This window comes from Nocardiopsis terrae, from assembly GCF_014651695.1.
Classification (GTDB): domain Bacteria; phylum Actinomycetota; class Actinomycetes; order Streptosporangiales; family Streptosporangiaceae; genus Nocardiopsis; species Nocardiopsis terrae.
On sequence record NZ_BMXJ01000010.1, the window covers coordinates 1 to 21,647 of the forward strand.

The window sequence follows — 21,647 nt, forward strand, 5'->3', positions numbered from 1 at the left end:
GCTGAGCTCAACGGCCGTCCTCGTCAGACCCTGGGCTGGGCTACCCCGGCCGAGGTCCTCAACGAGTTCCTCGTTGCAACAACCACTTGACCCCAAGGCGCCGAGATCGCCCCTGGTAGCAAGATCACCGCGGAAAGGGGGCCGCCAGCGGCCCCGGACCCCACGCACGCGAACGGGCGCCCCACCGACGGCGGGACGCCCGGAAACGGACCTCACCGAACCCTAGGTCCGGGTGATCATCCGCCCCTCGACGCTGTCCGGGCCGACCTCTCGGCCGCGCAGGAGCGTGCGCCGCACCCGGCCCCGCAACTCGGCGCCGTCGTAGGCGCTCAACGGGTTGCGGTGCGCCAGGGCGCCCGCCCGCACCCGGACGGCCTCCTCCGGGGCGAACACGGCCAGGTCGGCGTCCAGGCCCGGGGCGATCGACCCCTTGCCCCGGACCCCGGAGACCCGGGCGGGCTCAGCGGACATCCAGCGCACGACCTCGGCCAGCCCGACCCCGCGCCCGCGCGCCTCGGTCCACATGGCCGACAGCCCCACCTGCAGGCCGGACACCCCGCCCCACGCGGTGCCGAAGTCACCGGTGTCCAGATCCTTGAGGTCGGGGGTGCTGGGCGAATGGTCACTGACCACACAGTCGATCAGGCCGTCGCGCAGCGCCCGCCACAACAGGTCGCGGTTGGCCGCGCCCCGGATCGGCGGGCAGCACTTGTAGCTGGTGTCCCCCGCCGGGACCTCCTCCGCCGCCAGGGTGAGGTAGTGCGGACAGCTCTCCACCGTGAGCGGCACGCCCTCCGCCCTGGCCTGCGCGATGAGCGGCAGGGCGGAGGCGCTGGACAGGTGCAGGATGTGCGCCCGCACACCGGTGCGGCGGGCGGTGTCGATCACCAGGGAGATCGCCGCGTGCTCGGCTGCGTCGGGGCGGGAGGCGAGGAAGTCCGCGTACTCGCGCCCGGCGGCCGGGGGCGCCGCCGCCAGGACGCCGGGGTCCTCGGCGTGCACGATCAGCCTGCCGCCGAAGGCCTGGATGGCCGTGGCGGCCGTGTGCAGCTGTTCCGGGGACAGGTGTCCGAACTCGTCCACGCCCGAGGGCGACAGGAAGGACTTGAAGCCGAACACCCCCTCGTCCCACAGCTCGGCCAGGGTCTCGGTGGTGTCGGGACCGCTGTTCTCCGGGACGGCTCCGCCCCAGAAGCCCACGTCCACCGCGAGCTTGCCCTCGGCCGCCGCACGCTTGGCCCTGAGGCCGTCGAGGGTGGTGGTGGGCGGAACGCTGTTCAGCGGCATGTCCACGAGGGTGGTCACCCCGCCCAGGGCGGCGGCCCGGGTCGCGCTGGCGAAACCCTCCCACTCGGTGCGGCCGGGCTCGTTGACGTGTACGTGACTGTCGACGAGTCCGGGCAGCAGTACCTCGTCCTCGGCCAGGCGCAGCTCACGCCCGGCCGTCAGCGGGGCGTCGTCCCCGGACAGGACCTCGGTGATGCGTCCGTCGTCCACCGCCACGCTGACGGGGCGCTCCCCCTCCGGGGTGAGGGCCCTGCGGGCGCGTACGACGAGTGCGTGCTCGGTCAACTCACTGCTCCTGTCCGACACGGCGGGTGGCCAGGCCGACGATGGTACCGGCGTCGGTCCCGCAGGCCCCGACCACCTCGGACTCCTCCAGGGCGCCGCAGCGCAGGCCGCTGGCCAGCACCGAGGCCAGGGCCTGGGCGGTGGCGGGCTCGTCCATGACGTTTCCCGAGGCGTTGCCGAGGTAGGCCCTCAGGCGCGCGGCGGCGGGTGCGAAGGCCTCCCGGTAGAAGGCGTAGGTGGCCAGGTAGCGGATGGGGAGCTGGTTCGGGTGCAGGTCCCAGCCCTGGTAGAAACCGCGCTCCAGGGAACGCCGGACCAGGCCCGCGTGCAGGCCCCACGCGGAGCGTACGTCCTCGGGGGCTCCGGTCGGCAGGATGTTGCTGCCGCCGTCCGAGAGCCACACCCCGGTACCGGCCGCGGCCACCTGCATGACCGACTTGGCGTGGTCGGCGACCGGGTGGGCCAGGCTCTGGTGGGCGGCGGTGATCCCGCAGGCGGCGCTGTAGTCGTAGGTACCGTAGTGCAGGGCGGTGACCCGGCCCCGGCCCGCCTGGATCATCCGGGAGACCGCGACCGTGCCGTCGGTGAGCAGGATCGACTGGGGGGTCTCGATCTGGAGCTCGAACCGGAGGCGGCCGGCGGGCAGACCGAAGCGCTCCTCCAGCCGCTCGGTGACCCAGACCATCGCCTCGACCTGCTCCACCGAGGTGATCTTGGGCAGGGTGAGCACGAGGTTGTCGGGCAGCGAACCGTGCCCCTCCAGCAGGGTCTGGAGGAAGAGCGTCAGGGTGCGCACGCCGCGGTGGCGCCCGGCGGCCTCCATGCCCTTCATCCGGATGCCGAAGTAGGGGGTGGCCGTCCCCTGCTTCAGGTCCGCGACGAAGGCGTTCGCGGTCGCGAGCACGTCGGCGTCCTCGGCATCGTCCCCGGGAGCGCCGTAGCCGTCCTCGAAGTCGGCCCGCAGGTCCTCGACGGGTTCGCGGGTGAGCTTGGCCCGGACCAGCGGGAGCGCGTCCGCGACGGCGGCCTCGCTCAGCCCGGTGGCCCCGGCGAGGTCCGACGCCTCGGGCGCGTACTCGTCGAGGGCGGCGAGCGCCTGCGCGCCCCAGTCCGCGGCGAGGCCGGGGCGGATCCGGTCGGCGGGCACGTAGACGCTGTGCACCGGCTGGCGGCCGCCGTTCGCCCCGGGGTACTCCCGGTCCAGTCGCGCGTCGGCCTCCGCGAGCCGGGCGTCGAGTTCGGTGACCAGATCGGTCAAGCCCTGAAGGCTGTCCCTCACCACGTGTGGTGTCCTCCTCCGTCATCGGTGCCGACCTCTGAGAGGCCGGTCACTAATTTCTATATGCGGATAATAACTTCTGCGATTCGGAAGAACAAGGGTGCCAGAGGCTTCGTGATCCGGATCCGGAGCCCGCAATACACAGCGGAGAGCGAAAGACAGCTTTCGTATTGCAGAATGATGAGCGTGACCGCAGCGGCCCTCAGCATGGGAGCACGACCCTTGTCAGCCTCACAGACCCCCCACACGGACCAGCCCCGACCGCCCGAGGAGGCGGCCCGGCGCACCGGTGGCGTGCAGTCCCTCGACCGAGCCTTCTCCCTGTTGGAGATCATGGCCGAGGCGGGCGGCGAGACCTCCCTGAGCCAACTCGCCGACTCCTCCGGGCTGCCCCTGCCCACCATCCACCGCATCATCCGCACCCTGGTCGGCAACGGCTACGTGCGCCAACTGCCCTCCAGGCGCTACGCCCTGGGACCGCGCCTGATCGGCCTCGGCGACAAGGCCGCGCAGATGCTCGGCACCTGGGCCCGCCCCCACCTGGCACAACTCGTGGAGGACCTCGGCGAGACCGCCAACCTCGCGATGCTCGACGGAGACAAGGTCATCTACGTCGCCCAGGTCCCCTCACCGCACGCCATGCGCATGTTCACCGAGGTCGGCCGCCGCGTACTGCCGCACTCGGCGGGCGTCGGCAAGGCCCTGCTGTCCCAGCTCGGCGACGAGGAGGCGCTCGCGACCGTGCGCCGCACCGGTATGCCCGCGGCGACGGAGCGCACCATCACCGACCCCGACGCCTTCCTCGACGAACTCCGGCGCATCCGGGAGGCCGGCTACGCCATCGACGACGGCGAGCAGGAGATCGGCGTGCGCTGCGTGGCCGTCCCGGTCAAGGACGCCCCCTCGGGCATGGCCGTGTCGGTGTCGGGCCCGGAGGCCCGGGTGAGCTGGGACTTCGTCGACCGGGCCGCCCCCATCGTGCGCAGGTGCGCCCACGTCCTGGCCACCGACCTCAACAACCAGAACTGACACCCGCGCACGAGGAGGGGCTGTGGCCACATGCGGCCACAGCCCCTCCGAGCCCTCCGGCGCACTACGTCTGCTGGTCGAAACCGAGCTTGCGAAGCTGCTTGGGGTCGCGCTGCCAGTCCTTGGCCACCCGCACCCGCAGGTCCAGGAAGACCCGCCGGCCCAGCAGGCCCTCGATCTGCTTGCGGGCCCGGGACCCCACGTCGCGCAGACGCGACCCCTTGGAGCCGATCACGATCGCCTTCTGGCTGGGACGCTCCACGTACAGCGACGCGTAGATGTCCACCAGCTCCTTGCCCGGCCTGGTGTTCTCACGCTCGTTCATCTCGTCCACGACCACCGCGATGGAGTGCGGGAGCTCGTCCCGGACCCCCTCCAGTGCGGCCTCCCGGACCAGCTCGGCGACGAGCATCTCGTCCGGTTCGTCGGTGAGGTCGCCGTCCGGGTACAGCGGCGGCCCCTCCGGCAGGTGCGAGCAGAGCACCTCGGTGACGGTGTCCAACTGGTAGTCGCCGCGCGCGGACACCGGGACGATGTCAGCCCAGTCGCCCAGCGCGTCCACGGCCATCAGGTGCTCACCCACGGCCGCCCTGTCCACCAGGTCGGTCTTGGTCACCAACGCGACCACGGGCGTGTTGGTCTGCTCCGCGAGCTCCCTGGCGATGTAGGTGTCACCGCGCCCGATCGGCTCGTTGGCGGGCAGACAGAACGCGATCACGTCCACCTCGACCAACGTGGAGCGCACCAGCGAGTCCAGCCGCTCCCCCAGGAGCGTGCGGGGTTTGTGCAGACCGGGCGTGTCCACGATGATCAGCTGCGCGTCCGGACGGTGCACGATCCCGCGCACCGTCCGACGCGTGGTCTGGGGACGGTTGCTGGTGATCGCCACCTTCTGCCCGACCAGAGCGTTCATCAGGGTGGACTTGCCCACGTTCGGGCGGCCCACGAAGCAGGCGAAGCCGCTCCGGAAACCCTCCGGGTAGGAGGGCAGCTCAAGCGGCACGCGGAGCTTCTCGAGGTCGAGGTCGTTCATTGATCCTTCTCAGCGCCGGGTGATGCTCGCGGGCACCCCGTCGGGCGCCGCGATCACCACCACCTGGGTCTTCAGGTCGTCCGCCACCGCGCGGTCGTCCTCGGTCAGTTCCTTGGCCTCGGTGACGACCACCGCCGCCTCCAGGGCGGAGGCCTCACCCGACACCGCAGCGGCCGCGGCGGCCTGGAGCGCGGTGAGGCGGAGCGAGGGCAGCGACACCGAGGTGGCCACGTACGTGCGCCCGGTCTCGTCGCGGACCGCCGCGCCCTCGGCGGTCGCGTTCCTGGCCCGGGAGGCCCGCGCGAGCGTGATGAGTTTGGTGTCCTCCGGGCCGAGTCCCGTCGTGTCCGTCACTGGTCCGTACTCCTCGTGTGTTCGTCCGAACCCTGGTCCTGTTGGTCGGGCAGGCGCTCCACCAGTGCCGTGGTCATCCGGTTGCGGCGGCTGCTCTTGCCCTCCAGGGTGAGCCTGAGTCCAGCGTATTGGGCCTGGGCCCCTCCGGCCGGTACCCGCCCCAGCACGAACGCCACCAGACCGCCGACCGTCTCCACGTCGGGCACCTCGACGTCGCGGTCGGGGAAGAGCTCCGCGAGCTCTCCCAGCGGCAGCCGGGCGGTCACCCGCACCCGGTCCTCGTCCAACCACTCCACCGGCGGGATCTCGTGGTCGTACTCGTCGGTGATCTCACCGACGATCTCCTCCACGATGTCCTCCAGGGTGACCAGGCCGGCGGTACCGCCGTACTCGTCGATCGCCACCGCCACGTGGTTGCGCTGCCGCTGCATCTCGCGCAACAGCTCGTCGATGGGCTTGGTGTCCGGCACGTAGGTGGCCTTGCGCATCACGTCACCGGCGGTCAGCCCGACCTCCTCCGCCCCGCCCGCGGTGGCGGCCCAGCGGTCGCGCAGCCGCTCCACCAGGTCCTTGAGGTAGACGATGCCGACCACGTCGTCCTCGTCCTCACCGGTCACCGGGATACGCGAGTACCCGCTGCCCATGGCGAGCGTGAGGACCGCGTCGGCGTCGGCCTCGCGGCTGGTGAAGACGATGTCGGGCCGCGGCACCATCACCTCGCGCACGGAGGTGTCGTCGAGCTTGAACACCGAGTGGATCATCTCGCGCTCCTCGGAGTCGATGACGTCCCCCTGCTCGGCCAGGTCCACGAGCTGGCGCAGTTCCACCTCGGTGCTGAAGGGACCGTCCCGGTCGCCCTTGCCGCGCGGGGTGAGCGCCCGGCCCGCCCCGACAAGGAGCCGGGCGAGCGGGCCCAGCGCCACCTGGAGCGGGTACACGACCACCGCGCTGGCCCGGGCCGTGGGAGCCGCGAACTGGCGGCCGAGGATGCGCGGGGTCACGGCGATCAGCACGCACTCCACCACGATCATCGCCACGGCGGTCAGCACCAGGGCGGGCCAGCCCGGCCCCATCAGCAGGACCATGCCCACGACGGCGGCCAGAACCGCGCAGACCTCGCACACCACGCGCAGGAACAGCAGCATGTTCAGGTGTGCGGTGGGGTCGGCGGCGACCCGGTCCCAGGCGGGCCCCGTCCTGGCGGTGCGCTCCCCCTGAGCAGCTTCCATTCCCAGCGACAGGACGCGGGTGACGGCGACTTCGGCGGCGACCAGGAACCCGGCCACGGCGGTCAGGGCCAGGGCCACCGCGAACGCCAGCACCCACTCGGAGGGCTCAGCGGTCGGCGGTGCCAGATTCGGCCAGAGCGATGCGCTCATCGGGCGTTCTCGTCCCCTTCGGGCCCGGCCCCGCCGGCGGCCTCCCGCTCACGCCAGGCGGCGAGGATCTCACCCTGGAGGCCGAACATCTCCTTGTGTTCCTCGGGCTCGGCGTGGTCGTAGCCCAGCAGGTGCAGGATGCCGTGCGTGCACAGCAGGTCGATCTCGGCCTCGGTGCCGTGGCCGGCGGTGCTGCCCTGGCGCTCGGCCACCTGGGGGCAGATGACCACGTCACCGAGCACCCCGGGGTCGCTGGTGCGGCCGGGCCCGCCGGGGCGCAGCTCGTCCATCGGGAACGAGAGCACGTCGGTGGGGCCGGGCTCGTCCATCCAGCGCACGTGCAGGTCGGTCATGGGTCCTTCGTCCACCAGCACCACGGACAGTTCGGCCAACGGGTGGACTCGCATGGCGTCGAGCACGTGCCGGGCCAGACGGGAGAGCCGTTCCTCGTCCACGGTGGTGACGCCGGACTCGTTGGCGACGTCGATACTCATCGGTAGCTGCTGCCTCACTTGGATGTCGGTGTGGTGGTCGGCGGTGTTCCCCGCCGGGCGCCCGCGGGCGCCCTACCGACAGCGGTGGGCCCGCACGAGGCGGGCCCACCGGCCGGTGTCACTTACGTACTTCCCCTCAGTCTGCCCGCTGTTCGGGGCCCTCGGCGCCTCCGTCGCCGCCCTTCGGGGCGCCGCCGCCCTGACGCCGCCCCCCGCGGGGGGCCGATCGGCCGCGATCCCCGTCGCCGCGGCGGGCCTCAGCGTCGTCGTGACGGCCGTAGGCGTCGACGATCTGCCCCACCAGCTTGTGCCGGACCACGTCCTCGCTGGTCAGTCGACAGAAGGCGATGTCGTCGATATCACGCAGAATGTTCTCGATGGTCCGCAGGCCGCTGGTCTGCCCGCCCGGCAGGTCCACCTGGGTGACGTCACCGGTGACCACGATCTTGGAGCCGAACCCGAGCCTGGTCAGGAACATCTTCATCTGCTCCGGCGAGGTGTTCTGCGCCTCGTCCAGGATGATGAAGGAGTCGTTGAGCGTGTTGTGCGTGAGCAGGAAGTCCTCGGTGACGTAGAGGGAGTCCTCCGCAGCCACCTGGATGCACACGCACTCCTCGTTCCCCGCGGGCTCGACGGAGTCGACGAAGCGCATCGGGCGTCCGCCTCCGGTCACCTCGTACTTGTCGCGCTTGCGCTGGAGCCGGAAGGGCTGGACGCCCTCTGGCAGACGCAGGTCAAGGACGTACGCGTCCTGGCGGTGGAAGACTTCGCGCCCCCTGGCCAGACCGGGAGTACGTTCCTTCGCGGGACGGGAACGTTCGTAGACCACGCCGCCGAGCGACTGAGCCAGGAACGTCACCGCGTCGCGCAACTTCGGGGACGCCGTGCCGTACTGGACCCGGCAGGCGCGTCCCGACTGCGTGACCGGACCGCCGTCGGAGTCGAGCAGTCCCTGAAGCAGGGCCAGCCGGACCTCGACCGTGTTGTACAGGTAGTCGTCCGGAACGAACTTCGTCCCGGATGTGGCCCCGCACAGGCCCAGGTCACGCATGATCGCCGTCACCGGGTTGGCGATGGTGATCACGTCGCCGGTCCGGCTCTCCCGGTTGAGCACGTAGTCCGGACCGGACTCGTGCCGAACGCGAATACCCGGCAGCAGTTCGTCAAGCGCCTCGGCCAGCTCCGGATCCACGGTGGCGAAGCTCGGCGTGGTGGAACCGGTGAGGCAGCCGTCCCCGAGGAGCAGGCCCATCGCGTAGGCGTCCATGGGCACCTCACGCTCGGGGAAGGCCACCGGCTCGCTGAGCAGTGGGAGCTCGTACTTGGGGTAGTGGGAGCTGCGCAGTCCGCTCTCGACGATCTCCTTGGCCGTGAGCACCCGGGGCGGCTTGCCCCGGCGGGCGTCGTCCCTGGTCCGGACGGTCCACAGGTGGTCCTCGGAGCACAGCGTCGAGGCGCCGTCCTGGGAGGAGAACCGGTAGGTCGCCTTCTCGCCCTGCGGGTAGACCCCGATCACCGGGGTCGGCCTCCCATCGGAGCCCACCACCAGGTCACCGACCGAGAGCTCGCCGATCGGCCGGAAACCCTCCGGGGTCAGCACCTTGGTGTGCAGCGGTTGGGCTCGCCCACGCATGTACGCCAGGGGCGCGACCTCGATGGTCCCGGCGGCCATCAGCTTGGGGATGGAGTCCGGGTCGAGCATGTCGTGCAGGGCGTCGTAGAGCGGGCGCAGGTAGGGGTCGATCTTGTCGTAGAGGGTGCCGGGCAGGAAGCCCAGGCGCTCACCGGCCTCGACCGCGGGGCGGGTGAGGATGATCCGGTTGACCTCCTTGTCCTGGAGCGCCTTGACCGCCTTGGCCATCGCCAGATAGGTCTTTCCGGTGCCCGCCGGCCCGATGCCGAAGACCACGGTGCGCTGGTCGATGATGTCGACGTAGCGCTTCTGGTTCAGCGTCTTGGGGCGGATGGTCTTGCCCCGGTTGGACAGGATGTTGGTGGTCAGCACGTCCGCGGGGCGCTCTTTGCCCGGTGAGCGCAGCATGTGGACCATGCGCTCGATGGTGTCGGGGGTGACGTGGGCTCCGCTCTTGGCGAGCTCGATCAGCTCCTCCACGAGACGGACCACCACGGCCGTCTCCTCGGGGGTCCCACTGATCGTGAACTCGTTGCCGCGGACGTGGATGTCGCTCCTGAAGGACCGCTCCAGCGTCCGGAGGAGCTCGTCCCCCGAGCCCAGCAGGCTGATCATCGTGTGTTCGTCCGGTACCACGACCTTGACCTGGGTCTCCTGGTCCGGGTGCGTGTGAGTTGACTCGACCATGGTGTGGCCTCGCGGCCGCTGTCCCTGCCCTTCGGTCACGGCCCCGGGGTCGGTTCCCGGGGCTTCTCGCGGACGGGCCCTCGCCGGTGTCGTGCACGGTAACCACAGGTGTGTGGGACAACCGAAGTGGCCGGTGGGGCCCGTCCCCGAGTCTACCAACGGGGGCCCGGCGGGCTCGATCCGTTATTTCGCGCCCGAAACTCCGCGCCCCTTCCGGGCGCGCCCGCCCGGTCCGGGGCCCGCGCTCCCCCTATCCGGGGGGCCAGTTCAGTCCGCGCCCGCCGAGGACGTGCCCGTGGAGGTGGAACACGGTCTGCCCCGCCCCGGTCCCGGTGTTGAAGACCAGCCGGTAGCCGGAGTCCACCACGCCCTCGGCCCTGGCGACCTCGTGGGCCTCCCGGACCAGAGCGTCCAGCAGTCCGGTGTCGGCTGCCGCCGCAGTCGCCGCGTCAGCGTGGTGCTCGCGCGGGATGACCAGGACGTGGGTGGGCGCCTGGGGGTTGATGTCGCGGAAGGCGACCGTGCGCTCCCCCTCTCGGACGATCTCCGCGGGCACCTCCCCCTTGACGATCTTGCAGAAAAGGCAGTCGGGATCGACCATCGCTCACCTTCCGTCGCACGGGCCGCGACCCTGGCGGCACCGCTTCTCGGGCTTGTCCGGGACCATGATGCCGCAGGTGGTCGACGGGCGAGGAGATGAAGCCTCAACCTTTCCGCAACCGTTCTGATCCACGTTCCCTGACGACCGAGAGTTCCGACACGGTAGGGTTTGCGTCTGTGCGCGCCAGATTTTCGGCGCCGTCCGCCGTGTGGCCGTGTCCGGCGTGTTCGGATCCAAACGCACGTCTAGTTGGAAAAGAAGAGGTATGCCCTTTCGTAAACCCCGCGACAAGGGTGTGCGTCGAACTGATGTGACCACAGAAACCTTGGTGGCTGGTGCCACCACGGCGCCGCTCTCGGTCGAGTGGGACGCTGACCACGCGGTGACGGAGCTCTACCGGGAGCACTACCGTCCACTTGTTCGGCTTGCCGCCCTACTGGTCCGGGACCACGCGACCGCCGAGGAAGTCGTCCAGGACGCCTTTGTGGCCATGCACGGCGCCTGGCGTCGCCTCCGGGACCCGAACAAAGCCCTCTCCTACCTCCGGCAGGCCGTGGTGAACAAGGCCAGGTCGGTACTGCGCCACAGGGCGGTCGTGGAGAAGCACGCCCCCAAGGCCCTGCCCGACGCGCCCAGCGCCGAGCACGGGGCCATGAACCTTCTGGAACGCGAGGCCGTCATCGCGGCCCTGCGTAAGCTACCCACCCGTCAGCGAGAGGCAATCGTGCTCCGGTACTACGGTGACCTGTCCGAGGCACAGATCGCGGACGCCATGGGCATCAGCCGAGGCGCGGTCAAAAGCCACACGTCACGCGGCATCTCCGCCCTCCGCTCTGTACTGGAGCAGACGTCATGAGCAGCCCCAACGACCGGAACGAGACGGAGTTCGAGGACCAGCTCCGTCAGATACTCAGAGCCGAGGCCGACGAGGTCGCACCCTCCGGTGAGGGTCTCCACCTCATTCGCGAACGAACCGAGCGCCAACGCGGCGCGGCCTGGTTCAGGCTGCCGTGGCTCCGTCCCGCGGCGGCGGTGGCGGCGGCGACTCTGATCGCCGCCTCGGTGGTCATCGCGAACCCCCAGGTACGCGACCAGGTCCTGGAGATCGTCCCGGCCGGCGCAGACCGCGCGGGAACCCCGCCGGAGCCCAGCCAGGAGGACGCCGGCAGCACCACGCCCCCCACCCCGACGACGGACTCCGCCAGCGGTACCAGCAAGCCGGAGAAGGAGCCCGGGCAGCCCGCCGAGAACTCCCCGAGCCCCGAGGACGAGGCTTCGGCCGAGGAGGAGGGCCAGGAGTCGACTTCCTCCTGCCCGCCCGAGGACGAGGTCGCCCCGACCGCCACCGACAGCGAGAGCGGGGACGAGCGGGACGGGAAGCAGACCGAGGACGCGGACTGCGATCCCACCGGGGAGCCGACCGAGGAACCCACCGAGACTCCTGAGGAGCCCGACGAGGGCGAGGAGGACCCCGGCAGCGGTGAGGAGGAGCCCGACAGCGGCTCCGGCAGCGGCAACGGCGGGGGATCCAACGACAGCGGTGAGTCGGAGGAGAGCAGCGTCAGCTCCGACTGACCCGCGTCGCCCCGGCGCCGGTCGGCCCTGACCCGGTCCGCCGAGGCGACACGGAACGACGTCGAAGAGCCCGCGGGAGAGTATCCCGCGGGCTCTTCGACGTCAGGGTGAAACTCGTTACCGGTCCTGGAGCGGTAACCGGTACCGGGGTGCCGGGCCCGGAACGGCCGGATCCCGACTCACCAGCGTCCGGTCCTCGCCTGGAGCACCGACAGGGCGGCCACCCCGGCGGTGGAGGTGCGCAGAACCGACGGCCCCAGCAGGGACCGGACCGCCCCGGCCTCGTCGAAGGCGGCCAGTTCGGCGTCGGAGATTCCGCCCTCGGGACCGACGACCAGGACGATCCCCGCCCCGTCGGCAGCCTCCGGGAGGGGCAGATCGGACAGGCGCCGAGCGCCCTCCTCGTGCAGGACCACCGCCAGGTCGGCCCCGGCGAGCAGTGCGGCCACACCCTTGCGGTCCGCCGGTTCGGCGACCTCGGGCATCCGCGCGCGGCGGGCCTGTTTGGCCGCCTCCCGGGCGCTCGCCCGCCACTTGGCCAGGGCCTTGGCCCCCCGTTCGCCCCTCCACTGGGTGACACAGCGCTCGGCCGCCCAGGGGACGACGGCGTCGACCCCGGCCTCGGTCATCATCTCGACCGCGAGTTCACCCCTGTCCCGCTTGGGCAGGGCCTGCACCACGGTGAGCCGCGGCCGCGGCTCGGGGTCGCTGCGGCGCTGGACGACACGGCACACGAGGGTGTCCCTGCCGACGACCTCGGCCACCTCGCAGCGCACCCGCAGGCCGAGACCGTCGGACAGGTCGACGGTCTCGCCCGCCTGGATGCGCCGGACCGCCACGGCGTGACGGCCCTCGGGGCCCGCCAACCGGATCCGGTCACCCGCCAGGGCCGCGGTGTCGGCCAGGAAGACCGGCGGGGTCACTTGGCTCCGAAGGCATCACGGATCTTGGAGAAGAAACCGCCGTGCCCGGGGCTGAACCGGCCCGGGTTCTGGTCCTCTCCGCGCAACTCCGCGAACTTGCGCAGCAGGGCCTCCTGCTCCTCGTCCAGCCTGCTCGGGGTCTCCACGTCCACACGGATGCGCAGGTCGCCCCGGCCGCCGCCGTCGAGGTGGGTGACGCCCTTGCCCGGCAGCGTGATGACGTGGCCCGAGTTGGTACCCGGACGCAGGTCGATGTTCTCGGTGCCGTCAAGGGTGTCGAAGGAGAAGGAGGCGCCGAGCGCCGCCGCCGTCATCGGCACGGTGATGGTGCAGTGCAGGTCGTCGCCGCGGCGCTCGAAGGTCGGGTGGGCCTTCTGTACGACTTCGAGAATGATGTCGCCGCGCGGTCCGCCGTTGGGGCCGACCTCGCCCTCTCCCGCGAGCTGGATGCGGGTGCCGTCGTCGACCCCGGCGGGGATCTTGACGGTGCGGGTGACCTTCTCGCGCACCCGGCCCTCGCCCGCGCAGTCACCGCAGGGGTTGGTGATGACCGAGCCCTGGCCCGAGCACTGCGGGCAGGGGCGCGAGGTCATGACCTGCCCCAGGAAGGAACGCGTGACCTGGGACACCTCGCCCTGGCCGTGGCACATCTCGCAGGTGGTCCGGTGCGAACCGGCCGCCGTGCCCTCACCCTGGCAGGTCTCGCACAGGATGGCGGTCGGGAAGGTGATCTCCTTGCTGACGCCGAAGGCGGTCTCGACGAGGTCGAGTTCGATGCGGATCTTGATGCTGCGTCCGCGCCGAACCCTCTCCCGGGGCCCCCGGCCGCCGGGCTGACCACCGCCGAAGAAGGCGTTCATGATGTCGTCGAAGGCGAATCCGCCCGCGCCGCCGAACCCTCCGGCGCCGCCGCCTCCTCCGCCACCGGGGGCGAAGGGGTCGTGACCCATGTCGAACATCCGACGCTTGCTCTCGTCGGAGAGGACCTCGTAGGCCTGGGTCACCTCCTTGAAGCGATCCTGGGTGGCGGGGTCCGGGTTGATGTCCGGGTGGAGCTCGCGCGCGAGCCGCCGGTACGCCTTTTTGATCTCGTCCTTGGACGCGTCGCGACGCACCCCGAGAACCTGGTAATAGTCTCTGGCCACTGAGTTACTGTCCTGCCAAAATCTGTCCGACATACCGAGCCACCGCACGGACGGCGCCCATTGTCCCTGGGTAGTCCATACGGGTGGGTCCCACCACACCGATCTTGGCCAGCGACTGGTTTCCCACACCGTAGTCGGCCGACACGATGGAGGTGGACCGAAGACCCTCGTGGAAGTTCTCCGCGCCGATGCGCACGGTGAGCATAGAGGGATCCTTCGCCTCACCCAGCAAACGGATGAGGACCATGTTCTCTTCCAGTGCTTCGAGCACGTCACGCAGGCTGGCCGCGAAGTCGACGGCCGCGAGGTTGGCGGTGCCCGCCAGGACGATCTTCTCCTCGCGGCGTTCGACGAGGCTCTCCAGCAGGACCGACAGGACCGCGACCGCGACCGGGCGGTCCTCCGGGGCCACCTGCGCGGGCAGGTCCTCAACCGCGTCCGGTACGTCGCCGAGGTGCTTTCCGGCGATGGCGCGGTTGAGCATGGCGCGCAGGTCGTCGACGACGCTCTCGCTGGCCGATCCCAGCCCGTCGATGACGCGCTGTTCGACCCGTCCGGTGTTGGTGATGACGACCATCATGATGCGCTGGCCGCCGAGCGGTACGAGTTCCACGTGCTGAACCGAGGACCGGGTCAGCGACGGGTACTGGACGATCGCCACCTGCCGGGTGAGCTGCGCGAGCAGCCGCACCGTGCGGGCGACGATCTCATCGAGGTCCACGGCACCGCCGAGGAAGGACTCGATGGCTCGCCGTTCGGCCGCCGAGAGCGGTTTGACCGAGGAGAGCCGGTCGACGAAGAGCCGGTACCCCTTGTCCGTGGGCACCCGCCCCGCGCTGGTGTGCGGCTGGGCGATGTACCCGTCCTCCTCCAGGGCGACCATGTCGTTGCGGATGGTCGCCGGGGAGACCCCGAGGGGGTGCCGGTCCGCCAGCGCACGGGAACCCACCGGTTCGTTGGTGTTGACGAAGTCCTCTACGACGGCACGCAGGACCGCGAGCTTGCGCTCGTCCAGCAACTCGCCACCTCCTGGCACTCCAAGGTCTTTAGTGCTAATTCTATGCCCGACCGCAAACCCGTACTGCTACCCGTCGGTAGTAACGCGCCGGGGGCCGGTTCCTCTTCCCTGACGGGGCGGCGACGTGCGCCACCCGTTCACGGGGGTTCGCACCCCTCCGCCAGTAGACTGCACCACCGTGGCTACCAAGGGAAGCGGCCGCTACGGCCGCGACGTTCTGGCGGGAGACTGGCGACGGCCGAGGAAGGGCGCGGTACGCGAGATACCCCTCAGCCGCGACCTCGTCGTGGAGGACGCCGACGAGAGTTTCTGCGGGGCCGTGGTGTCCTGGGACAAGGCCGCGGTGACCCTGGAGGACCGGGGCGGCCGCCGCCGCGTGTTCGACCTGGGCCCGGCCGCCTTCCTGGTGGACGGGGAGCCGGTGACGCTGGTGCGCCCGGCCGCCGCGCCCGGGGGCCCGCTGCGCAGCGCCTCCGGCTCGATCGCGGTGACCGGTGCGCGGGCGCGCACGGCCCGGGAGAGCCGGATCTACGTGGAGGGCGCGCACGACGCCGAACTGGTCGAGAAGGTCTGGGGCCACGATCTGCGTGTGGAGGGTGTGGCGGTCGAGTTCCTGGAGGGGGTCGACGACCTTCCCGCGGTGGTGGCGGAGTTCTCCCCGGGTCCGGGGCGCCGGCTGGGGGTCCTGGTGGACCACCTGGTGCCGGGTTCCAAGGAGAGCCGGATCGCGGACCGGGTCCGGGGCGGGGACGTGCTCGTGGTCGGGCACCCCTTCGTGGACGTGTGGCAGGCGGTGCGTCCGAGTGCGGTGGGGATCACGGCGTGGCCCGAGGTACCGCGCGGCCTCCCCTGGAAGGAGGGGGTCGTGGACGCCCTCGGTTGGCGGATGGAGACGGGAGAGGCCTGGCGCCGGATCCTGGGTTCGGTCCGCGGCTACGGAGACCTCGAACCGTCGTTGCTGGGGCGCGTCGAGGAGCTCATCGACTTCGTCACGGGCCCCCACCCTCCGCAACACTAGGATTGGCCCCGCCGCTTCGTCTGCCGGGGCCTCGGATCAGTGGTCCGGTTCCGCCGGACGGCAACAGCCTCCGGCCCTCCGCGGTCGTCGGTACAGCCCGGTGGACCGGGCAGCACAAGCACACGCCCATCAACAGCGGAGCCGAGAAGAGCATGAGCGAGACCCCGCCCAACCCCCCGTCCCCCGACGACGATCAGGGGCAGCAACCGCCGCAGGAGCCGGGGCCACAGCCCCAGCCGGGTTACGGGCAGCACCCCCAGCAGCCGGGACGACCCGCTCAGCCTCCGCAGCAGCCCTACGGACAGCCCGGCGGCGGCCGGCCCGGTTGGGGGCAGCCGCCCTACGGGCAGCAGCCCCAGCAGGGGTACGGACAGCCGGGTTACGGGCAGCAGCCGGGACAGCCCGGCCAGCCCCCGCAGCAGCCCTACGGACAGCCCGGCGGTGCGCAGCCCGGCTACGGCCAACAGCAGCCCCCGCAGCCGGGACAGCAGCAACCGGCCTACGGACAGCCCACCGGCGGCCAGCCGCCCTACGGGCAGCAGCCCTACGGACAGCCGGGTTACGGGCAGCAGCCAGGACAGCCCGGCCAGCCCCCGCAGCAGCCCTACGGACAGCCCGGGGCCTACGGACAGCCGCAGCCCCAGCAGGCGGCCCGGGGCGGAGGCAACGACGTTCTGGTCGCGATGCTGGCCCACCTGTCCGGTTTCGTCATCGCCTGCTTCGGCTGGCTCCCGCCGCTCGCGATCTACCTCGCCAAGCGCAACCAGTCCCCGTTCGTCCGCCACCACGCCTCCGAGGCGGCGAACTTCCAGATCACGATGCTGATCCCCTACGTGTTCGCTGGCGTGGTCTTCTTCGGTCTGGGTATCTTCTTCCCTAACCTCTCCTGGATCGGTTACCTGCTCATCGCCCTCGTATGGATCCTTTCCATCGTCTTCGGCGTCATAGGAGCATCAGGAGCGAACAAGGGAACGTGGTACCGCTATCCGGCGAGTATCCGGCTCCTGAAGTAGAACCAAGTCCCCCAACACCGAGGAAGCGTCATGTCCTATCCGAACAGTCCAAACCCGGAGGATCCCTACGGTCAGGGCGGCCAGGGCCAGTCCGGCGGTTACCCGCCCCCGGCAGGCGGCCAGCCCGGCCCGTACGACTCCGGCCAGCAGCCCGGCGGCTACCCGCCGCCCCCGGGAGGCCCGCAGCAGGGCGGCTACCCCGGCCAGGGCGGCTACGGGCAGCCGCAGCCCGGGCAGCCCGGCGGCTACGGCGTTCCTCCCGGCCAGGGCGGTTACCCCGGCCAGCACGGCGGCTACGCACCCGGCCCCGGCTTCGGCGAATCCTCCGCCGTCACGGGGCAGCCGAACCAGGACGAGCGGACGATGGGTCTGCTCAGCCACCTGAGCGGCATCCTCATCGGCTTCATCGGCCCGCTGGTGCTGTACCTGATCAAGAAGGACGAGTCGCCGTTCATCCGCGACCAGGCCGCGCAGGCGCTGAACTTCCAGCTCCTGCTGCTGATCGGCTACATCGTCTCGATCGTGCTGTACATCGTGCTCATCGGCGCGCTCCTGCAGTTGGCGGTCTGGGTGTGCGCGGTCGTCTTCGGCATCCTGGGTGCGGTCGCGGCCAACAAGGGCGAGTGGTACCGCTACCCGTTCAACGTCAGCTGGGTCAAGTAGGCCTCAGCGCGTGACGGAACGGAGGGGCCCGGCATGCTGCCGGGCCCCTTCGCCGTGTCCAGGGCCTCGTCCGTGTCCCGGCGTTCAGGTGAGGTCGCGGACCACGGCGTCGGCGAGCAGGCGGCCGCGCCGGGTCAGCGCCGCGCGCCCCCCGGCGTGCGCCCCGGCGTCCAGGAGGCCCTCACCGACCAGGCGTTCGGCGGCGGCGAGCCCCCGGGCGTCCAACAGGTCCAGCGGGCAGCCCCCGTCCACGCGCAGTTCCAGCAGGACGCGCTCGAAGCGGCGCTCGGCCGCGGTGAGCACCTCGCGGGCCTGGGCCGGGCTGTCCCCGGCGGCCAGGCGGGCGGCGTAGGCGGCCGGGTGCTTGACGTTCCACCAGCGGGTCCCGCCGACGTGGCTGTGCGCGCCCGGGCCGACGCCCCACCAGTGACCGCCGGTCCAGTAGAGCATGTTGTGCGCGCTGCGCCCCTCGGGGCTGCGGGCCCAGTTGGACACCTCGTAGGGGGTGTAGCCGGCCCCGGCGAGGGCCTCGTCGGCCATGAGGTAGCGGTCGGCCATGGTGTCGTCGTCGGGTTCGGTGAGTTCGCCCCGTCGGACGCGGGCCGCCAGCCGGGTCCCCTCCTCCACGATCAGGGAGTAGGCGGAGACGTGGTCGGGCCCGGCTCCGATCGCGGCCTCCAGGGAGGCCGCCCAGTCCTCGTCGCTCTCCCCGGGGGTCCCGTAGATGAGGTCGAGGTTGACGTGCTCGAACCCTGCCTGGCGCGCCCACCTCACGCACTGTTCGGGGCGCCCCGGGGTGTGTCCGCGTTCCAGGATCCGCAGGACGTGGGGCCGTGCGCTCTGCATACCGAAGGACACCCTGGTGAACCCGGCCGCGCGCAGACGGGCCAGGTAGTCGGGGTCGACCGTTTCGGGGTTGGCCTCGGTGGTGAGTTCGGCGTCGGGTGTGAGGCCGAAGCGGTCGCGGATCTCGCCGACGACCCGGCCGAGGTCCTCGGGTGAGAGGAGGGTGGGTGTGCCGCCGCCGACGAAGACGGTGCTGACCCGGGGGCGGTCGCCGGTCAGGACCCGGTCGGCCAGCTCGACCTCGGCCGCCGCCTGGCCCGCGTAGGTCTCACGTGAGGCCGTGGCGGTGCCGTCCCGGGAGACGAGTTCGTCGGCGGTGTAGGTGTTGAAGTCGCAGTAGCCGCAGCGGGTGACGCAGAAGGGCACGTGGACGTAGAACCCGAGCGGCCGCTCCCCGAGCTGGGCGAGCGAGGGTTCGGGGAGGTCCCCGGTCCGGGGCACGGGTTCACCGTCAAGGGCTACGGATGGCATGCCTCCAGTGTCGCCGACCCGACGGCGTGCCCCGGACCGGAGCGGGGATCAGAGTCCGGGGGTGACGTTCTGGGGGTCGCGGCGCGGGGGGGCGTCCACCCGGGCCTCGGGGGCGGGTTCGGGTACGGGGGCCGCCGGGGCGGCGGCGGTGGAGCCGCGGACGACCAGTTCGGGGTCGAAGACGTACTCGGCGTGCGAGACGGGGTGCCCGGCGATCTCGTCGCACAGTGCGCGCACGGCGGCCATGGCCATCGCGTTCACGGGCTGGCGGACGGTGGTCAGGGGCGGGTCGGTGAAGGCGATCAGCTGGGAGTCGTCGTAGCCGACCACGGAGAAGTCCTGGGGGACGCGCAGGCCGCGCTGGCGGGCGGCGCGGATGGCGCCCAGGGCCATGATGTCGGAGCCGCAGACCATGGCGGTGACGCCGCGTTCGATGAGGCGGCTCGCGGCGGCGTGGCCGCCCTCGACCCCGAACAGGGAGAGTTCCACGAGCCCGTCGCCGTCGAGGCCGTGCTCGGCGAGGGCCTGGTGGAAGCCCTGGAGCTTGCGGCGGACCGGAACGTAGCGTTCGGGGCCGCTGGTGAATCCGATGCGGGTGTGGCCGAGGGCGACCAGATGGTTGACGGCCAGGTGCCCGGCCTCGCGGTCGTCGGCGGAGATGAACGCCGCGGGGATGGAGTCGGCGTAGCCGTTGACCAGCACGATCGGCAGGCGGCGGGAGACCAGGGCCTGGTAGCGCTCGTGTGAGGCCGTGGTGTCGGCGTGTTTGCCGGAGACGAACATGATGCCGGAGACGTTGCGCTCCAGGAGCAGTTCGACGTACTCGTCCTCCGATATCCCGCCCGGGGTCTGGGTGCACAGCACCGGGGTGTACCCGCGCTGGGCCAGGGCGCCCTCGGCCGCCTGGGCGAACATCGGGAAGACCGGGTTCTCCAGTTCGGGGATCACCATGCCGACCAGGCCGGCGGAGCGTTGTCGCAGTCTGGCGGGGCGTTCGTATCCGAGCACGTCGAGCGCGGTCAGGACGGCCTTGCGGGTGTCGCTGCCGACGCCGGGCTTGTCGTTGAGCACTCGCGAGACCGTCGCCTCGCTGACGCCTGCGTGCCGCGCGATGTCGGCAAGTCGTGGACCCATGTGGGCAACTCTAGTCGAGATTACCGTCACAGGGATGAAAGTTGGCGGTAATCTTGCGCAAGAACTTGCAGACGCGACAGGGAAGGACCCCGCAGATGAAGCACCAGTCGCACTGGTGGCGCGAGGCCGCCATCTACCAGATCTACGTGCGCAGCTTCGCCGACTCCAACGGGGACGGGGAGGGCGATCTGGCGGGGATCCGCGAGCGCCTCCCCCACCTCGCGGAGCTCGGCGTGGACGCTATCTGGCTCACGCCCTTCTACGTCTCGCCGCTCGCCGACGGCGGTTACGACGTCGCCGACTACCGTGACGTCGACCCGCGCTTCGGCACCCTGGAGGACTTCGACGCCCTCCTCACCGCCGCCCACGACCTGGGCATCCGCATGATCATCGACGTGGTCCCCAACCACTCCTCCTCCGCGCACCGCTGGTTCCGCGAGGCCGTGGCCGCCGAGCCCGGCAGCGCCGCCCGCGCGCGCTACGTCTTCCGCGACGGCCGGGGTCCGGACGGCGACGAGCCGCCCAACAACTGGCAGTCGATCTTCGGCGGCCCGGCCTGGACCCGCCTCAAGACCGAGGACGGCACCCCCGAACAGTGGTACCTGCACCTGTTCGACGCCGAGCAGCCCGACTTCGACTGGAGCAACCAGGAGGTGCACGACGAGTTCGACGACGTCCTGCGCTTCTGGCTGGACCGGGGCGTGGACGGGTTCCGGATCGACGTCGCGCACGGCATGGTCAAGGACCCGGCCCTGCCGGACATCGACGAGGGCGCCAAGGCCGACCTGCTCGACGGCAGCACCTCGCTGCCCTACTTCGACCAGGAGGGCGTACACGAGATCTACCGCCGCTGGTCGCGCATCGCCGCCTCCTACCCGGGCGAGCGGACCCTGGTCGCCGAGGCCTGGGTGGAGGACGCCGAACGGGTGGCCCGCTACCTGCGCCCGGACGAGCTGCACCAGGCGTTCAACTTCGAGTACCTCACCGCACCGTGGGACGCCGGACGCCTGCGCGAGGTGATCGACGGCTCCCTGGCCGCCAACGGCGCCGTGGGCGCGACCACCACGTGGGTGCTGTCCAACCACGACGTCACCCGGCACGTCACCCGCTTCGGCGGCGGCGAGCAGGGGCTGCGCCGGGCCCGCGCGGCCACCCTGCTGATGCTGGGCCTGCCCGGCTCGGTCTACCTGTACCAGGGCGAGGAGCTGGGCCTGCCGGAGGTCACCGACCTGCCCGAGGAGTCCCTCCAGGACCCCACCTGGGAACGTTCGGGCCGTACCGAGCGGGGCCGCGACGGCTGCCGCGTCCCGCTGCCGTGGGAGGGCCGGAGCGCGCCCTTCGGCTTCGGCCCGGAGGGCACCGAGCCGTGGCTGCCGGTCCCCGGGTACTGGGGTGACCTGTCCCGCGCGGCCCAGCGCGGGGTGCCGGGCTCGACGCTGGACCTGTACACCACCGCGCTCGGCCTGCGCCGCGAGCTGGACGCCCTGGGTGACGGGTCGATGAGCTGGCTGGAGTCCCCGGAGGGGGTTCTGTACTTCGAGCGCGAGCCGGGCGTGCGGGTCGCGGTGAACATGACCGGGGCAGCGGTCGAACTGGCCGCCTCCGGGGAGGTGCTGGTCTCCAGCGGCCCCGGCGCCGAACTGGCCGGGGGGACGCTGTCCCTGCCCGCCGAGACCTCGGTGTGGCTGCGCGTGTGACCTAGGGGCGCCCGCCCCCGCGCGGGTGCCGGACCGGCCTGCTTCGCGTCCGGCACCCGCCCGCGCCCGCCACGGACGAACGT

The 21,647-nt window shown here is 71.3% G+C and carries 19 protein-coding genes and 3 pseudogenes; 7 read left to right on the forward strand and 15 right to left on the reverse strand.

What is annotated here, in order from left to right:
* Positions 1 to 222: 222 nt before the first annotated feature.
* Positions 223 to 1,572, reverse strand: a complete 1,350-nt coding sequence (gene allB / locus IE195_RS24340) for an allantoinase AllB (protein WP_191275724.1) — start codon at positions 1,570 to 1,572, stop codon at positions 223 to 225.
* Between the two features lies 1 nt (position 1,573).
* Positions 1,574 to 2,854 carry a DUF6986 family protein gene (locus IE195_RS24345; RefSeq protein ID WP_191275726.1) on the reverse strand — a complete coding sequence of 427 codons (1,281 nt, stop codon included), beginning with the start codon at positions 2,852 to 2,854 and terminating at the stop codon, positions 1,574 to 1,576.
* A 291-nt stretch (positions 2,855 to 3,145) separates the two neighbouring features.
* Between IE195_RS24345 and IE195_RS24350 the strand changes: the two genes are divergently transcribed.
* Positions 3,146 to 3,880, forward strand: a complete 735-nt coding sequence (locus IE195_RS24350; protein ID WP_191275929.1) for an IclR family transcriptional regulator — start codon at positions 3,146 to 3,148, stop codon at positions 3,878 to 3,880.
* Positions 3,881 to 3,944: 64 nt separating this feature from the next.
* Here the strand turns inward: IE195_RS24350 and era are convergent, their stop codons facing one another.
* The 8 genes and pseudogenes from era to IE195_RS24380 all read right to left on the reverse strand — a co-directional run bounded on the left by era (position 3,945) and on the right by IE195_RS24380 (position 10,061).
* The gene (gene era, locus IE195_RS24355) at positions 3,945 to 4,913 is read right to left on the reverse strand and encodes a GTPase Era (RefSeq protein ID WP_191275728.1); all 969 of its coding nucleotides are present in this window, start codon (positions 4,911 to 4,913) and stop codon (positions 3,945 to 3,947) included.
* 9 nt (positions 4,914 to 4,922) lie between these two features.
* Positions 4,923 to 5,267 carry a cytidine deaminase-like protein gene (locus IE195_RS24360; RefSeq protein ID WP_191275730.1) on the reverse strand — a complete coding sequence of 115 codons (345 nt, stop codon included), beginning with the start codon at positions 5,265 to 5,267 and terminating at the stop codon, positions 4,923 to 4,925.
* Complete coding sequence (locus IE195_RS24365) at positions 5,264 to 6,646, reverse strand: hemolysin family protein (RefSeq protein ID WP_191275732.1); 1,383 nt, start codon at positions 6,644 to 6,646, stop codon at positions 5,264 to 5,266. Before IE195_RS24365 ends, IE195_RS24360 begins: the two co-directional genes overlap by 4 nt.
* Positions 6,643 to 7,140 carry an rRNA maturation RNase YbeY gene (gene ybeY / locus IE195_RS24370; protein WP_191275734.1) on the reverse strand — a complete coding sequence of 166 codons (498 nt, stop codon included), beginning with the start codon at positions 7,138 to 7,140 and terminating at the stop codon, positions 6,643 to 6,645. Before ybeY ends, IE195_RS24365 begins: the two co-directional genes overlap by 4 nt.
* A 136-nt stretch (positions 7,141 to 7,276) precedes the next feature.
* Positions 7,277 to 7,681: pseudogene (locus IE195_RS26380) on the reverse strand (PhoH family protein); the annotation flags it as partial.
* Between the two features lie 270 nt (positions 7,682 to 7,951).
* Positions 7,952 to 8,773: pseudogene (locus IE195_RS26385) on the reverse strand (LAGLIDADG family homing endonuclease); the annotation flags it as partial.
* Positions 8,762 to 9,460: pseudogene (locus IE195_RS26630) on the reverse strand (PhoH family protein); the annotation flags it as partial. The pseudogenes IE195_RS26630 and IE195_RS26385, both read right to left, overlap by 12 nt.
* Before the next feature lie 250 nt (positions 9,461 to 9,710).
* Positions 9,711 to 10,061 (reverse strand): histidine triad nucleotide-binding protein, encoded by a 351-nt coding sequence (locus IE195_RS24380; protein WP_191275739.1) that lies wholly within the window; start codon positions 10,059 to 10,061, stop codon positions 9,711 to 9,713.
* A 325-nt stretch (positions 10,062 to 10,386) separates the two neighbouring features.
* Between IE195_RS24380 and IE195_RS24385 the strand changes: the two genes are divergently transcribed.
* Together IE195_RS24385 and IE195_RS24390 are read left to right on the forward strand one after the other, a co-directional pair.
* The gene (locus IE195_RS24385) at positions 10,387 to 10,917 is read left to right on the forward strand and encodes a SigE family RNA polymerase sigma factor (protein WP_191275931.1); all 531 of its coding nucleotides are present in this window, start codon (positions 10,387 to 10,389) and stop codon (positions 10,915 to 10,917) included.
* A complete protein-coding gene (locus tag IE195_RS24390; RefSeq protein ID WP_191275740.1) occupies positions 10,914 to 11,636 on the forward strand; it encodes a hypothetical protein in 723 nt (240 codons plus the stop codon). Before IE195_RS24385 ends, IE195_RS24390 begins: the two co-directional genes overlap by 4 nt.
* A gap of 179 nt (positions 11,637 to 11,815) precedes the next feature.
* Here IE195_RS24390 and IE195_RS24395 read toward each other — a convergent pair whose 3' ends face one another.
* Genes IE195_RS24395 through hrcA form a run of 3 tightly spaced genes read right to left on the reverse strand, consistent with a single transcriptional unit; the run spans position 11,816 to position 14,722 of the window.
* The gene (locus IE195_RS24395; protein WP_191275742.1) at positions 11,816 to 12,559 is read right to left on the reverse strand and encodes a 16S rRNA (uracil(1498)-N(3))-methyltransferase; all 744 of its coding nucleotides are present in this window, start codon (positions 12,557 to 12,559) and stop codon (positions 11,816 to 11,818) included.
* Positions 12,556 to 13,704 (reverse strand): molecular chaperone DnaJ, encoded by a 1,149-nt coding sequence (gene dnaJ, locus IE195_RS24400; protein WP_191275745.1) that lies wholly within the window; start codon positions 13,702 to 13,704, stop codon positions 12,556 to 12,558. The genes IE195_RS24395 and dnaJ overlap by 4 nt, the downstream gene beginning before the upstream one ends.
* Positions 13,705 to 13,708: 4 nt before the next feature.
* The gene (hrcA, locus tag IE195_RS24405) at positions 13,709 to 14,722 is read right to left on the reverse strand and encodes a heat-inducible transcriptional repressor HrcA (RefSeq protein WP_191275934.1); all 1,014 of its coding nucleotides are present in this window, start codon (positions 14,720 to 14,722) and stop codon (positions 13,709 to 13,711) included.
* A gap of 178 nt (positions 14,723 to 14,900) precedes the next feature.
* Here hrcA and IE195_RS24410 point away from each other — a divergent pair, with 178 nt between their 5' ends.
* From IE195_RS24410 to IE195_RS24420, 3 genes are all read left to right on the forward strand, one after another.
* Positions 14,901 to 15,740 carry a DUF3097 domain-containing protein gene (locus IE195_RS24410; protein WP_191275747.1) on the forward strand — a complete coding sequence of 280 codons (840 nt, stop codon included), beginning with the start codon at positions 14,901 to 14,903 and terminating at the stop codon, positions 15,738 to 15,740.
* A 683-nt stretch (positions 15,741 to 16,423) separates the two neighbouring features.
* Positions 16,424 to 16,753 carry a DUF4870 domain-containing protein gene (locus IE195_RS26635; protein WP_191275936.1) on the forward strand — a complete coding sequence of 110 codons (330 nt, stop codon included), beginning with the start codon at positions 16,424 to 16,426 and terminating at the stop codon, positions 16,751 to 16,753.
* A gap of 30 nt (positions 16,754 to 16,783) precedes the next feature.
* A complete protein-coding gene (locus tag IE195_RS24420; protein WP_191275749.1) occupies positions 16,784 to 17,416 on the forward strand; it encodes a DUF4870 domain-containing protein in 633 nt (210 codons plus the stop codon).
* An 84-nt stretch (positions 17,417 to 17,500) separates the two neighbouring features.
* Here the strand turns inward: IE195_RS24420 and hemW are convergent, their stop codons facing one another.
* Positions 17,501 to 18,733 carry a radical SAM family heme chaperone HemW gene (gene hemW / locus IE195_RS24425; protein ID WP_191275751.1) on the reverse strand — a complete coding sequence of 411 codons (1,233 nt, stop codon included), beginning with the start codon at positions 18,731 to 18,733 and terminating at the stop codon, positions 17,501 to 17,503.
* Positions 18,734 to 18,781: 48 nt separating this feature from the next.
* Positions 18,782 to 19,867, reverse strand: a complete 1,086-nt coding sequence (locus tag IE195_RS24430; protein WP_191275753.1) for a LacI family DNA-binding transcriptional regulator — start codon at positions 19,865 to 19,867, stop codon at positions 18,782 to 18,784.
* 95 nt (positions 19,868 to 19,962) lie between these two features.
* Here IE195_RS24430 and IE195_RS24435 point away from each other — a divergent pair, with 95 nt between their 5' ends.
* Positions 19,963 to 21,564 carry a glycoside hydrolase family 13 protein gene (locus tag IE195_RS24435; RefSeq protein ID WP_191275755.1) on the forward strand — a complete coding sequence of 534 codons (1,602 nt, stop codon included), beginning with the start codon at positions 19,963 to 19,965 and terminating at the stop codon, positions 21,562 to 21,564.
* The last annotated feature ends 83 nt before the right edge of the window (positions 21,565 to 21,647 follow it).

What these genes read in the sequence shown, in the direction of transcription:
- era (WP_191275728.1), bottom strand. Translation starts at nt 4,913, where the DNA reads ATGAACGACCTCGACCTCGAGAAGCTCCGCGTGCCGCTTGAGCTGCCC.
- IE195_RS24435 (WP_191275755.1), top strand. Translation starts at nt 19,963, where the DNA reads ATGAAGCACCAGTCGCACTGGTGGCGCGAGGCCGCCATCTACCAGATC.
- IE195_RS24380 (WP_191275739.1), bottom strand. Translation starts at nt 10,061, where the DNA reads ATGGTCGATCCCGACTGCCTTTTCTGCAAGATCGTCAAGGGGGAGGTG.
- IE195_RS24390 (WP_191275740.1), top strand. Translation starts at nt 10,914, where the DNA reads ATGAGCAGCCCCAACGACCGGAACGAGACGGAGTTCGAGGACCAGCTC.
- IE195_RS24420 (WP_191275749.1), top strand. Translation starts at nt 16,784, where the DNA reads ATGTCCTATCCGAACAGTCCAAACCCGGAGGATCCCTACGGTCAGGGC.
- IE195_RS24430 (WP_191275753.1), bottom strand. Translation starts at nt 19,867, where the DNA reads ATGGGTCCACGACTTGCCGACATCGCGCGGCACGCAGGCGTCAGCGAG.
- IE195_RS26635 (WP_191275936.1), top strand. Translation starts at nt 16,424, where the DNA reads ATGCTGGCCCACCTGTCCGGTTTCGTCATCGCCTGCTTCGGCTGGCTC.
- ybeY (WP_191275734.1), bottom strand. Translation starts at nt 7,140, where the DNA reads ATGAGTATCGACGTCGCCAACGAGTCCGGCGTCACCACCGTGGACGAG.
- IE195_RS24365 (WP_191275732.1), bottom strand. Translation starts at nt 6,646, where the DNA reads ATGAGCGCATCGCTCTGGCCGAATCTGGCACCGCCGACCGCTGAGCCC.
- hemW (WP_191275751.1), bottom strand. Translation starts at nt 18,733, where the DNA reads ATGCCATCCGTAGCCCTTGACGGTGAACCCGTGCCCCGGACCGGGGAC.